Here is a 13,225-nt window from a genome sequence, read left to right as displayed (position 1 = left end):
ATCTATACACTTGGTTGAACTAATTAAAGCAGCACTCAGTGGCGAGATTATGATCATCTAAAGATAATCAACTTGTTGTCGAGTTAACTCCCGTATTCCTAATTAAATTTTTTGATGCCCCTTTAGCTCGACTTTATCCAAAATTAAGAAATTGGTTTTCCTTACCCGGCAAAAACCCTGGCTTTTTAGCAAATACTTTTTCTATGTCACTGATTTTTGTTCAAGTACAAAAACTAAAACTATCGTCCCATAAGAGTTTCTGCGTCAGGTTTTGGGGTTCGTAAAAATGGATAAAGTCGAGTTTAGAGGATGTTTGAAAAGTATCAAAATTGATCGAGATCCCCCCAACCCACGCCACTTGCTTTAAGCCGGGAAACCCGTCCAACGCAGTGGCTCCCCTTAAAAAGGGGGGCAATAAACTCTTAAAATCCCCCTTTTTAAGGGGGATTTAGGGGGATCTACGAGTGTTATATTTATCACAAATAACTTTTCAAACATCCTCTTAGAATATTTTCACGAATATTCTGTAATACAGACCCGAAAAAACTTAACATCATACTTGATAAGTCCTAGCTAGTGAGAATTTTATGAGTTACTATATTGCTCCCCGCTTTCTCGATAAACTTGGCGTTCATATCACCAAAAACTTCTTGCAACTCCCTGGTGTGCGAGTTCCTTTGATTTTGGGGATTCATGGACGTAAAGGTGAGGGTAAGACTTTTCAATGTGAGTTAGTTTTTGAGAAAATGGGTATCGAGGTGACTCAGATATCTGGTGGAGAATTGGAAAGTCCAGATGCGGGAGATCCAGCGCGTTTGATTCGTTTGCGCTATCGGGAAACGGCAGAACTGATCAAAGTGCGCGGCAAAATGTGTGTGCTGATGATTAACGATTTAGATGCGGGTGCGGGACGCTTTGATGAAGGTACTCAGTATACTGTAAATACTCAGTTGGTAAATGCCACTCTGATGAATATTGCTGATAATCCTACAGATGTGCAGTTACCTGGAAGTTATGACTCTACGCCTTTGCATCGTGTGCCGATTATTGTCACAGGAAACGATTTTTCTACTCTCTATGCGCCGTTAATTCGGGATGGACGGATGGAGAAATTTTACTGGGAACCCAGCCGAGATGACAAGGTGGGGATTGTCGGCGGGATTTTTGCGGAAGATGGACTTTCACAGCGGCAAGTTGAACAGCTAGTTGATACTTTTATCAATCAGTCCGTTGACTTTTTTAGCGCTTTGCGATCGCGCATTTATGACGAACAAATCCGTGAATTCATTCACCAGGTTGGTTTTGAGCGGGTTTCGTTGCGTGTGGTAAACAGCGCAGAAAAGCCACCGGAGTTTAAAAAGCCGGATTTCAGTCTGTCTCACTTAATCGAGGCTGGTAACTTGATAGTAGGCGAACAACAACGGGTGGAAACTTCCCATTTAGTTGATGATTACAATCGCTTAAATAGAGGCAGAAGTTATCAAGCTGCGTCACCTGCTGCTGAGACACCAGTTAGCCAACCGTCAACTAATGGATTTCCAAAACCGGAAGCATCGAATAGCCATTTAACCTTAGAGACACAAGAACAAATCCGGCAAATACTGGCTCAAGGTTACAAAATTGGCATTGAACACGTAGATGCCCGCCGTTTCCGCACGGGTTCTTGGCAAAGTTGCACTAATAGCCACATTGATGCACATTCAGATGCCATATCAACTTTAGAATCTTGTTTGGCGGAATATAGCGGTGAGTATGTGCGTTTGGTAGGAATTGATCCCAAGGCGAAGCGGCGGGTGATAGAGACGATTATTCAGCGTCCGGATGGGAAAAATTGAGGCGAAAATGGCGTCCCGCGCCCTGAGTAAGGGACTTCCAAGTAAAAAAATATGCCACTAGCTCTTGTGGGGTGGGCTTCTAGCCCGCCTAGTTTATTGGATAATTTATTTGTTGGAGTTCCCGGAATTACTGCGAAACTAATTTAAATAGAAATATGACCAAGTTGATTGAATACGAAGAAGCCAGCGACGAAGTGCGTGCCGTATATGACGACATCCGCGCCACCCGCCAAACTGAATATATCAATAACTTCTGGAAATCTATCGCCAACCATCCCCCGACTCTGCGGCGAACCTGGGAAACATTGAAGGAAGTGATGGCTAGTCCTGGTGAAATTGATCCACTGATGCGCGAACTGATTTACATCGCCGTGAGTGTGACAAATGGTTGTGATTACTGCATCGCCTCACACACGGCGGCGGCTCGTGCTAAGGGGATGAGTGATACTATGTTAGGTGAATTGTTGGCGATCGCAGCTACAGCAAATATGACTAATCGCCTAGCTAACGGCTATCAGATTCCGGTGGATGAGGTCTTTAAAACCTAGAACAAAAAAGAAAACTCCGATTTGATATTCCAGCGTTTACCATCGTGAAGCAGTAGCGTTAAATTATCAGCCGTAAATTCAAAATGCAACTGACGTTGCCGAAATTCTGGCCAAGCAGCGTGAAAGTTGCGCTTTGTTAAGTCCCGAAACGCCACTGTCATGTGGGGTGCAAAGGGACGGCTTTGAGAAACTTGATCAACAATTCCCAGAGTCCTTGCCAAATACGCCATTAAATTTGCTTGCAAAGTTAGAAGTGCTTGACTTTTAACCACATTAATGTAGATGACGCGAGGGGCAAAGGCATCAAACCCGCTGAGTGTAATTGATACTGATTGTTGCCCACTGGCAAACTCTTTGAGGGATGATTCTAGAACTGAAACGTTGGCATCTGCCCATTCAAAGGGCGGTTGCAGAGTAATGTGGGGTGGAGACTTTTGTGCGCCGCAACTGGCATACTGTTCGGCAAAATGCTGCTTGACTTGGTTGGCGTAGTCTTGAATGTCTTGTGGTGGTAAGAGGGCGATGAAAAAGCGGCTCATTCGATTTGGGATTTGGGGATTCGGGTTAAAATGAGGCGGCTATAAAGGAGCCAATTATTTGATCTCAATCCCAATCTAAAATCTAAAATCGATATGCCTTGGTTTGTAAAGATTGAAGAAGGCAAAGTGGATAAACCCACCTTTGACCAATATGTCCCCGCCCATAAAGCTTATGTTCAAGAGTTGATTGCCAAAGGACACAAAGCAAGTTCAGGTTATTGGGCGCAGCACCGAGGTGGGATGCTACTGTTTGAGGCGGCATCAATGGATGAAGCTGAAGCGATAGTGGCTCGTGATCCATTGGTACACAACGGTTGTGTCGATTATCAGCTTTATGAATGGCGAATTGTTGTTGAATAACACACACAAACTGAGTTTTGGTGTTATACTGTTAGCAGACCTGGATCTATGCGATCTCAACGCCCAAACTTTGTCAGGACCGGAAGGTAGCAGCAATACGGGATGCTTGTGGTAGGCGTAGTCTCCGGGTCGCCCTATTTGTAGGAGCAGTCAGCAGCAATGCCTGGTTTTGGAGATCTTGTTCAAAAAGCTTTTTACCTCGGTGTCGGGTTAGCTTCTTACGCGGGTGAGAAAGCAGGGGGAAAATTAGCCGAAGTGCGATCGCAAGTCCAAAAGCTGGCGGATGAAATGGTGGCAAAAGGCGAAATGAACACAGATGAAGCCCGCCGCTTCGTCGAAGACATGATGAAACAAGCCCAACAGCCCCAAACATCTGCTGAAACCCCAGAAAAAACATCCCCTTCTGAACCTCGCCGCATCGAAATCTTAGAAGATGACGAAGAACCAACGGTGAAAAACACCGCACCGGATAATGTAGACCAACTACGCCAACAAGTGCTAGAACTGCGAGATGAGTTAAATCGACTGCAACGGGATCAGTAAAAAGCGATTTTTTACCCTGAGCATCAGCAAAGGTCGGCACTTTGTAATCGGCGCAATCACACAAACTGGTTTAATATACATTGCCTAGGGTGTTCTCTAGTGCTTCAAGCCAGGTAGCACTGAGCGTCCTGTTTATAGCCAGTAAAGGCGGCAAATTTATGGAACAGTGGCAAAAAGATTTAATTGAGATGATCGAAACGGTGGCTGGTGAGGTAGACCGCTTCTTCCTAGATATGGGTGATGCGGTAGATGCCTTTTTTGAGTTAACTGAAGAAATAACCGAGGAATTACAAAAGAATATTGTCACTGAAGTTGACCAGTATTTACAAGAATGGGCAGAACCAATTTTGGAAATTTACTGGGAACTGGAAGAAGTCGTGACAGATGGAGATCCGGGTTTTCCTTACGAAGTTGAAGCTACACTAGAAAAAAATCCTGCTTGCATCGGTTGCAGTAACTACCACGGTCAAGTTTATGGTGGTAACTTGTTAGTTTGTGGAATGCATCCCCACGGCTGGGATGATCAGAGTTGTCCCGACTGGGAGAAGGAGTTAAGTTAATAGTGGTGAATATCTGTATTTTCCTTGACTAACTTATGAGTAACTCCTCACCGGAAACTTTATCCCAGCCAAGCCAAGAAATGAAGTATGGCGAACGCGAGATTGCAGAAGGACAACTAATTACTTTTCCAAATCCGCGCGTGGGTAGGCGATATGACGTTAATATTACCTTGCCGGAATTTACCTGTAAATGTCCGTTTTCTGGTTATCCTGACTTTGCGACGATTTACATTAGCTATGTGCCTGATGAGCGGGTGGTGGAATTAAAGGCGCTGAAACTTTATATTAATAGTTATCGCGATCGCTATATTTCTCACGAAGAAACCGCTAATCAAATTTTAGATGATTTTGTCGCCGCTTGTGACCCGTTGGCAGTAACGGTGAAAACAGATTTTACTCCCCGTGGGAATGTGCATACGGTTGTAGAGGTAAAGCATCAGAAGTAGGGGAGATTTTAACCGCAAATCCTCTTCCCTGCAAGGCCAAGGTATACACACAAGTTATCCGATTATCCAAAAGCCTTGAAAAACCTCACCCTGTCCTAACAGACATCCCTCTCCTTGCGAAGGAGAGGGACAGGTTTTGCGTAGCATAACCAGGGTGAGGTTTTGTTTGCAGCAAATCCTCTTCCCTGCAAGGCCACGGTGTACACACAAGTTATCCGATTATCCAAAAGCCTTAAAAAACCTCACCCTGTCCTAACGGACATCCCTCTCCTTCACAAGGAGAGGGACAGGTTGTGCGTAGCATAACCAGGGTGAGGTTTTGTTTGCACTGTTCGATTACGTATATAATCTTCTCTAGAAACTATTAATACTACTCGGACGCTCCAGATGGCAACTACTTCTAATGTACAGGTAACGATTTCTCTGGCTGCGTTGAGTTCAGACAATGATGAATTGCAAACAGCAGCAGAGAATTTACGCCCGCAGCTAGAAGAAGTGGATGGAGTAGAAAACGTAGAGTTGGTAAAAGTTGCACAAACTCCAGAGAATGCAAAAGCTTTAGGTGGCTTTTTGTGGGGGTTGTTAAGTGCAGAGGTTAATCCAGCGAATATCAAAACTTTGTTTGGGTTTTTAGGCGATCGCTTTAGCAACAAACCAATTAAACTGGTATTGAAAGCCCCTGATGGTAGAGAACTCAACCTCGAAGCCAGTAGTCGAGTGGAGTTTGAATTCGCGATGCAGCAAGCCCAAGATTTTCTGAAAAATACTAAATAATCTAGATGGCGAAGATAGCATTGCTGATAGGGGTGAGCGAGTATGAGCCAGAATTACCGCCACTACCAAACGCTGTTAATGATGTCGAAGCAATGCAGCGAGTATTGTTAAACCCAGAAATGGGAGGCTTCGACAAGGCTGAGGTGTTGAAAAATCCCCAACGCCAGGTAATGGAAGATGCTATTTATGAGTTGTATGCCAATCGCCAAAAAGAAGATTTGCTGCTTTTGTATTTCTCTGGACATGGCATAACTGAGGACACAGGTGATTTTTACTTCTCCACTCGCTTCACCCGGAAAGATGGGGGAAAACTAAGACCAACCACAGCCGTAGCCGCGAGAAATGTACATCTTTGGATGAACCAAAGTAAGTCAAGGCGAATGGTGGTAATTTTAGATTGCTGCTTTAGTGCTGCTTTTGCGAAAGGTTTGACAGCTAAAGATAGCGGTACCATCAACCTGGAACAGCATTTAGGGGGTGAGGGAAGAGCAATTCTCACCGCTGCTACTTCTACACAATATGCATTTGAGCAGGAAGGGTTGGAACTTTCGGTTTACACTCACTACCTAGTTGAGGGAATTGAGAACGGTGCAGCGGACAAAGATGGAGATGGTTTGATTGCGGTGGATGAGTTGCATGGGTACGCTAGCAGCAAGGTGAGAGAAGCATCGCCAGCAATGACACCAGAATTCTATCCTTTTAAGGATGGTTATCGGATTTTTCTGGCAAAGTCGCCCAAGGATGACCCTAAACTAAAGTATCGTCAGGAAGTGGAACGGCGAATTAATCAGGGTAAGTTTAACGTAATTGCCCGTCGTCTGTTGAATTCTTTACGTCTCACTTTGAATATCGCTCCTGAGGTTGCTGATGCGATTGAAGCTGAAGTTCAACAACCGTATAGGGAATATCAGCGGAAGTTGGAAGAGTATGAAGCGACGCTGATGGAAGCAATTGAAGATGAGGGAAGGTTGAGTGAAAGAACCCTTAATGATTTGAGAGATTATCAGCAACATTTAGGGTTGAGGGATGAAGATGTAGCACCAATTGAAAAACGGTTAATTGGTCAGGAAAAAGACCCCACCCCCAACCCCTCCCCGCAAGCGAGGAGGGGGGAAATTAATCACGATATTTCCATCAACTCATCTCCGCAAACGGTGAGGGGGGACATTAATAACGCTACTTCCATCAACTCATCTCCGCAAACGGGGAGGGGGGAAGTTAAGAGTGGGGAGAGTTTAGCGAATCAGTTTGAATTTGATGTGGTGACTGTGAATGGTCAGGGGAAAATTATTAATAGTCGTCGGGGAAAAGCGGAGTTTTTCACAGAAGACTTGGGTAATGGTGTGATTCTGGATATGGTGGCGATTCCTGGGGGTCAATTTTTCATGGGTTCCCCAGAGAATGAGCTAGAACGAAGAGATAATGAAAGTCCACAACATAAAGTCACCATTCAACCCTTTTTCCTGGGGAAATATCCTGTAACTCAGAGTCAATGGAAAGTAGTTGCGGCTTTACCAAAGGTGAAAATTGATTTAAATTCAGACCCATCTCATTTTAAAGGGGCTAACCGACCTGTTGAACAGGTGTCTTGGAATGATGCAATAGAGTTTTGTGCCAGACTGTCTCACAAGACAGGGAAAATATATCGCTTACCCAGTGAAGCAGAATGGGAATATGCTTGTCGGGCGGGAACTACTACCCCGTTTTATTTTGGTGAAACTATTTCCACTGAGTTAGCCAATTACAATAGTAACTACATTTACGGTTCGGGTTCAAAAGGTAAATATCTTGAGCAAACAACAGATGTAGGAAAATTTCCGCCCAATGCTTTCGGTTTATACGATATGCATGGTAATGTATGGGAATGGTGCCAAGATGGGTGGCACAAAAATTATATAGATGCGCCAACTGACGGTAGCGTGTGGGCAAACGATAATGATAATCGGATGCTGCGCGGTAGTTCTTGGTTCGGCATTCCTCGCTATTGCCGTTCGGCGTTTCGGCTCGACTTCTATGCGGGCGACAGGAAATCCTTCAACGGTTTTCGGGTTGCGTGTTCTGCTGCGTAGACTTAGCAAAAGAGCCAGGGCGAATGGAATTCGCGGCTACACAAACAAAGTCCACCTCCGTGGACTAAGGAAAAATTGAGGGTTTGAAACCCACGGAGGTGGTCACTGAGCCTGCCGAAGTGTGGGTTTTGCCTGTGTAGACGCGGTTTCTAACCGCCCTTTTAACTGTGCCTTTACCGCGTATGCGTGTTGGTACAATTGGGATATTGTTACTTCTGCGTGACCAAGTTCGCTGTTGGGGTTGCTGGCTGGGAACTCAACTGATCTAAAATCTGCAACACCTCTCGCTCAAAAGCCACTTGGGCGCGATTGGTCTTACCACCAATATACAAGCGATCGCCTTTTTGCAAAGCCCAAATTTGGGAATGAGAGAAATAACTCATCACCACACCCAGCATTAGCAAGGCAAAACCGCCGTAAACCAAGGGTATACCGGGGTCAACTTTAATTTGTAAGCCAGTGCTACCGACGACTTCGTGAATTGTTAAATTGACGCCATTGATTTTCGCAGACATCCCCGCACGGATAGTACTAGTCAGCTTACCTTGAGCATCATAAATCAACACCATGCCTTGCAAGTCTTTTGCTAGAACAGAAACACCTTCACTCAAATCCGGTTTCGTGGGAATCCAAGTTCCCCAAATTCTGCCTTTACCGTTGGTGTTCAATTGTGCCATCGGTAGCTGAATAATTGGGCTTTTGTTAAATTGGACTTTAATGCCGGCAATTCCCCAATCAGTCTGATAGAAAGTTACGCCATTGTAGCGCAGAGGTTCGTTGACAAAAATCTTCTTGTGGTCAACTTCTTTTCCCTCTTTATCCAACACAGACATATCTGAATAAAACTGGTCAATTCCCCCTGTGGGTGTGTAGTCAATCCAAAACCGATTAACTCGCAACGACCAATCTTTGAGAATGTCTTTAGATGCCCAAGGGCCAGCATCAATGATATTTTTCACTTCAAATGTATTGCCGCTGGCAACCATTTCTTGAGCGACAAACCCTGTCATTGCCCCCAAAATTCCCCCTAGGAGGATTGTGACGATGCCAATATGGACAATTATCGGGCCGATCCGTCCGACTAAGCCTTTACGGGCATAAAGTATATCATCTTTTTCTTGAAAAATTTTATAACGCTGCTTCTGCAACATTGGGGTGAGGGCATTGAGGGAACCGGTATCGAGTTCTGCACTCAAAGCTAATTTTTGAAATTGCCGGGGTTCTTCGTAATATTTCCAACGTTGGGCAGCTTTTAAAGCTGGTAATTGGCGGGTAAAAGTGCAGGCAGTTAAGCTAGTGCCAAATAAGATGAGTAAGGAGAGAAACCACCAGGTGCGATATACATGGTCTAAACCGACTACCTGAATTACCTTCCAACTTAGGAAACCAAAGAGGGCGGGATGTTCTGGGTAGTTAGATTGGTAATATGCGGGTGATTGACCTTGTTCGATGACGGTGCCGCTGATGCTGAAGAGGGCGATAATCAGCAAAAGGGCGATCGCTAATTTTAGATTTGTGAGTACAGGTAATATCTCCCGCCGCAAGTACCGCCCAGGTACTAACCACCAACTTAATTCTTGAGACGCTGAATTTTCTGAAGTCATTAGTTAAAAACTTCCCAGGGGAATGCGAGAAATTAAGGAAAATACACCAAATCCGACCAACAGCACGCCACTAACTGGGTTTATCCAACCAGACCAGCGGCGCAATTCCAATAGCTTTTTAATGGAAGCAGTAAAAGTACCTGCCAAAATTAAGGGCGCAACATATCCGGCTGTGTAGGAAAGTAGCAGCACAGCGCCTAAAATTAAATCTTGTGTATTGGCAACCCAACCGAGTAAACTGGCTAAAACAGGCGTACTGCAAGGGGAAGCGACTAAACCGAAAGTTAGTCCGATTAAGTAGGAACGCAGTCCTGTCGGTAAATCTGGGGAAATCCAATTTGTTTCACCCAGGGATGGAAATTGCAGAGGTAGTGCTTCTAATAAGTTCAACCCCATGAGGATGGCGATGATGCTGACAATAATTGGTAAACCAATTCCTACTTGACCGTAGACTTTACCAACTAAACCTGCTATAATTCCCATCCCTGCCAATGTAGTTGCTAATCCCAAAGCAAACCAGGTTGATTGGGCAGCGGCTTGTAGACGGCTTTTTGCTTCATAACCGCCGATATAGCCGATGGTAATTGGCAGCATAGAAAGCATACAGGGGGTGAGGCTGGTAAGCAAGCCAGCTACAAAAATGACGCCAATGCTAACGACGCTGAGGTGTGTCAGTTGGTTAGAGACAAGGGTATTGGCGAATTGTTCTAGTTCGTAAATTCGGGTTTGCAGGGTCTCAAGCATGGGTATTCATGAGCGGAAATGCTTACTCTGATTGAATTTTAGCTTATTTTGGGCGGCTTATGTGTCAGAGAGGGGGTTTTGTCTGTTGGAGTAAATTTGCGATCGCCTTAACTAAATTATCAGGATCGACTGGCTTAGAAACATGGCCTTGAAAACCCGCTTCAAACGCTCGTTCTCGGTCGATTTCCCCGGCATAGGCAGTCAAGGCAATTGCGGGAATCTGCCCACCCTCCCCCGGTGTCAGCTTTCTCACTTGGCTGATCAACATATATCCATCAAAGTCTGGCATGCCAATATCCGAGAGCAGTATATCTGGTAGATACTGGGTTAAGGCAGCTAGTGCCTCCCTAGCATTCGGGACGGCAATCACATTTGCCTGTTCCTGCTCTAGCAAAAAGACAATAAACTCCCGCGTATCAGTATCATCATCCACGACTAAAACCTTGACACCATTCAAATCTGGGGATGATTCAGACTTTGTACTTTCTCTGGGAGGCTGTGGTTGCATCGGCATTAGGGGTAGCCTAACGACAAAAGTTGCCCCCTGATCTTCACCCTCGCTTTTTGCCTCGACTGTTCCCCCATGCAGTTCAATTAATTGCCGGACAATGGCTAGCCCTAAACCCAAGCCGCCAAACTTTCTTGTTGTGGTGCTGTTTTCTTGGCGGAAGCAGTCAAACACATAGGGTAGGAATTCCGGATTAATTCCCCTGCCCGTATCTTTAACTACAATCTGGGCAAAAGAGTCGATGCGTTCTAAGCAAATATCCACCCGTCCCCCGCCCGGTGTGAATTTGACAGCGTTTGACAACAGGTTCCAGAAAATTTGCTGCAATCGGCTGGAGTCACCCAGAACTTTCCCTAGATTGGGTTCAAAGGTGGTGTGTATTTTAATTGATTTAGCCTCAGCAGACAAACGGACTGTCTCCAATGCGGCTTGAATTGTTGATGTTAGATTAACTGGGTAGATATTCAGGCTCAGTTTACCCTGTAGAATCCGGGAAACATCTAGTAAGTCTTCAATTAATTGGGTTTGTACTTGGGCATTGCGCTCGATGGTTTCTAAAGCGCGGTCAGTTGTTTTGGCGTCTAACTTTTGTTTGCGAAGCAGCGTTGCCCAACCTAGAATCGGATTGAGTGGCGATCGCAATTCGTGAGAAAGAACTGCCAAAAACTCATCTTTAATTCGATTGGTGGCTTCTGCTGTTTCTCTGGCAATTTGCTCTGCCTCGTATAAACGGGCGCGTTCAATCGCCTGAGCACACTGTTGTGCCAGTGCCAACACTAAAGCACGGTCATTTTGGTTAAACTCCTGATTTTCTGTGAAACTTAGAGACATTCCCCCGACGGCTCGTCCCTTGACCATCAGTGGAATTGAAATCCAATGGTTGTAATTATGTTGAGCATAAAACTTAGCCAGATGTGGATAACGAGCAACCCGTGTGATTTCTGGCTCTTGCCAAATAGGCTGGCCGGTTCTGACTGCCTCTGCCAGTGGTACAGATGCATTGATCGAGAATCGACGCCAAGCATCTACTAATTCCTGTTTGTAACCAATTGCCCGCACAATTTCCAGTTCGGTGGAATTTTCGGTAAGTAATGCGACTAGAGCAGATTTAGCCCCCAAGCTTTCCATACCTTGCTGGGCGATAACTTCAGCAACTTGTGTTGGGGTTAAAGATTCAGAAAGTGCAGCGGTAACAGCTTGAAGACGAGCTGTGCGAGATGCAGCTTGCACCGCCACCTGTTGGGAATACTGTGCTTCTTGGTAAAGTCGAGCATTATCAACGGCTATAGCAGCACGACGCGCTAGTTCTTCGGCTAACATCAGGTCATTACTGTCATAACTACGATGATCATCTGAAGACACTAAAGTAATAGTCCCCAAAACCTGCCCACGGGCGATGAGTGGTACACACATTCCAGATTTCGGAGTTAGCTGTTGCAGAAGTTTTAAGTATTCAATATCAATAGCTGATGATTGCATCTGGTTGGCAGAGACAACAGCGGCAAGTTGTGACTTGCCTGTGCTGATTACCTCAGCAATACCGCCAGATTGTGCCAAATTCAGAGGAAAATTTCGTAGATGTTCTACTAATTCCTGTTTCGACGAATCAGCATGGGCAACTGCAACCCGACAAGTTGATTGATTGTCAGCGACAATATCAACTACGCACCAATCTGCGATCGCTCTCACCGCCAAACGAGCTACGCTATTTAAAGTGATCTCGTACTCTAATGATGAAGCTAAAATATCGCTAGCTTCAGCCAGAAAGCTCTGCCTCTCCTGATTTCGCTGACGCTCAGTAATATCTCTTGAGGATGATTGAATTTCTAAAATTTCTTGAGTTTGCGAATCGCGGATAGCTCTGACAGTTGCTTCCATCCAGATATACTGTCCGTTTTTGTGTCGAGCACGATGAGTAATGGTATAAGTATTCGGTAAATCTGCATTAACTGGGTAGCTAATAGCAAAATTAGCTAGGTCATCTGGGTGAACTAACTCACTACTAGCACTACCTACTATTTCCTCAGGTTCGTAGCCTAAGATTGTGTAGCAGGCAGGTGAAATGTACAAAAGAATTCCATCTACTGTATGCAGCGAAATAATATCAGATGAATTCTCAGCTAGCAATCGAAACCGCGCCTCACTCTCTCGTAATGCCGCCGATGCAGCTTGTCTCGCTAACCTCTCCTCATTTTGCTTGCGCTCGGTGATATCCGCAAGAAAGACTGATACTCCATGTGCTGAAGGGTAGATACGGTTCTCAAACCAACGCTGATTGGAATCATAAAACTGCTGGAATTGGATAGATTTTTGCTCTGTTACTGCACGATGTACTTCTGCGTAAAACTGACTTTCTACCAGATCTGGAAACAATTCCCAAATACACTTACCCAGTAGGTCTTGCTGAGGAATTCCGACAACTTTTACTACTACATCATTAACATAGGTATAGCGCCACTTGCGGTCTAGTGCTAAAAACTGCTCGTTGATCGTAGACAGAATGTGATCTAAGCTTGTATCTGCTGCTTCCTCTTCAGGCATGGGCATACTTATCTCGTGATCACCAGTGAAGAAATTGTCAGTTATATCTGCTTTCACATCAGAATTCACAGTTTCTCTCCTGAAATTAGGATATCTGTTTTACCTCTTTTATGGTGATTTGTTCCAGGTTTGTTACGGGCACTGAGACAATTAC

12 protein-coding genes and 1 other RNA gene are annotated in these 13,225 nt (G+C 44.9%); 9 read left to right on the top strand and 4 right to left on the bottom strand.

All coding sequences use genetic code 11. From position 1 onward, the window contains the following. The first annotated feature begins 587 nt into the window (after nt 1-587). Both CYLST_RS09690 and CYLST_RS09685 read left to right on the top strand, forming a co-directional pair. On the top strand, nt 588-1,835 hold the full coding sequence (locus CYLST_RS09690; RefSeq protein ID WP_015207539.1) for a RuBisCO small subunit-like domain-containing protein: 1,248 nt from the start codon (nt 588-590) through the stop codon (nt 1,833-1,835). A 155-nt stretch (nt 1,836-1,990) separates the two neighbouring features. Beyond that, nucleotides 1,991-2,383 carry a carboxymuconolactone decarboxylase family protein gene (locus CYLST_RS09685; RefSeq protein WP_015207538.1) on the top strand — a complete coding sequence of 131 codons (393 nt, stop codon included), beginning with the start codon at nt 1,991-1,993 and terminating at the stop codon, nt 2,381-2,383. On the opposite strand, the gene CYLST_RS09680 is transcribed toward CYLST_RS09685, so the two are convergent. Next, nucleotides 2,380-2,922 carry a 2'-5' RNA ligase family protein gene (locus CYLST_RS09680; RefSeq protein ID WP_015207537.1) on the bottom strand — a complete coding sequence of 181 codons (543 nt, stop codon included), beginning with the start codon at nt 2,920-2,922 and terminating at the stop codon, nt 2,380-2,382. The two genes, CYLST_RS09685 and CYLST_RS09680, sit on opposite strands and share 4 nt — an antisense overlap. A gap of 93 nt (nt 2,923-3,015) precedes the next feature. On the opposite strand from CYLST_RS09680, the gene CYLST_RS09675 reads away from it, so the two are divergent. The 7 genes from CYLST_RS09675 (at nt 3,016) to CYLST_RS09650 (ending at nt 7,674) form a co-directional block, all read left to right on the top strand. Further along, on the top strand, nt 3,016-3,282 hold the full coding sequence (locus tag CYLST_RS09675) for a YciI family protein (RefSeq protein WP_015207536.1): 267 nt from the start codon (nt 3,016-3,018) through the stop codon (nt 3,280-3,282). A gap of 37 nt (nt 3,283-3,319) precedes the next feature. After that, nucleotides 3,320-3,416: signal recognition particle sRNA small type (ffs, locus tag CYLST_RS32580), an RNA gene on the top strand. Nucleotides 3,417-3,441: 25 nt separating this feature from the next. Then, complete coding sequence (locus tag CYLST_RS09670; RefSeq protein WP_015207535.1) at nt 3,442-3,825, top strand: phasin family protein; 384 nt, start codon at nt 3,442-3,444, stop codon at nt 3,823-3,825. A gap of 158 nt (nt 3,826-3,983) precedes the next feature. Beyond that, nucleotides 3,984-4,385 (top strand): hypothetical protein, encoded by a 402-nt coding sequence (locus CYLST_RS09665; protein ID WP_015207534.1) that lies wholly within the window; start codon nt 3,984-3,986, stop codon nt 4,383-4,385. A gap of 35 nt (nt 4,386-4,420) precedes the next feature. Then, the gene (gene queF / locus CYLST_RS09660) at nt 4,421-4,831 is read left to right on the top strand and encodes a preQ(1) synthase (RefSeq protein ID WP_015207533.1); all 411 of its coding nucleotides are present in this window, start codon (nt 4,421-4,423) and stop codon (nt 4,829-4,831) included. A 387-nt stretch (nt 4,832-5,218) separates the two neighbouring features. Then, nucleotides 5,219-5,605, top strand: a complete 387-nt coding sequence (locus CYLST_RS09655) for an ACT domain-containing protein (protein WP_015207532.1) — start codon at nt 5,219-5,221, stop codon at nt 5,603-5,605. 5 nt (nt 5,606-5,610) lie between these two features. Continuing rightward, nucleotides 5,611-7,674 carry a caspase, EACC1-associated type gene (locus CYLST_RS09650; RefSeq protein ID WP_015207531.1) on the top strand — a complete coding sequence of 688 codons (2,064 nt, stop codon included), beginning with the start codon at nt 5,611-5,613 and terminating at the stop codon, nt 7,672-7,674. Nucleotides 7,675-7,883: 209 nt separating this feature from the next. Here CYLST_RS09650 and CYLST_RS09645 read toward each other — a convergent pair whose 3' ends face one another. From CYLST_RS09645 to CYLST_RS09635, 3 genes are all read right to left on the bottom strand, one after another. Beyond that, complete coding sequence (locus CYLST_RS09645) at nt 7,884-9,278, bottom strand: cytochrome c biogenesis protein (protein ID WP_015207530.1); 1,395 nt, start codon at nt 9,276-9,278, stop codon at nt 7,884-7,886. A 3-nt stretch (nt 9,279-9,281) separates the two neighbouring features. After that, entirely contained in the window at nt 9,282-10,022 is a 741-nt protein-coding gene (locus CYLST_RS09640; RefSeq protein WP_015207529.1) for a cytochrome c biogenesis protein CcdA, read from the bottom strand. Nucleotides 10,023-10,086: 64 nt separating this feature from the next. After that, nucleotides 10,087-13,140: a PAS domain S-box protein gene (locus tag CYLST_RS09635; protein ID WP_015207528.1), complete on the bottom strand. Its 3,054-nt coding sequence runs from the start codon at nt 13,138-13,140 to the stop codon at nt 10,087-10,089. Between the last annotated feature and the right edge of the window lie 85 nt (nt 13,141-13,225).

The organism is Cylindrospermum stagnale PCC 7417 (assembly GCF_000317535.1).
Taxonomy (GTDB): Bacteria; Cyanobacteriota; Cyanobacteriia; order Cyanobacteriales; family Nostocaceae; genus Cylindrospermum; species Cylindrospermum stagnale.
The sequence above is the reverse complement of the archived record's forward strand: the minus strand, read 5'-3'. Positions and strand labels throughout refer to the sequence as shown.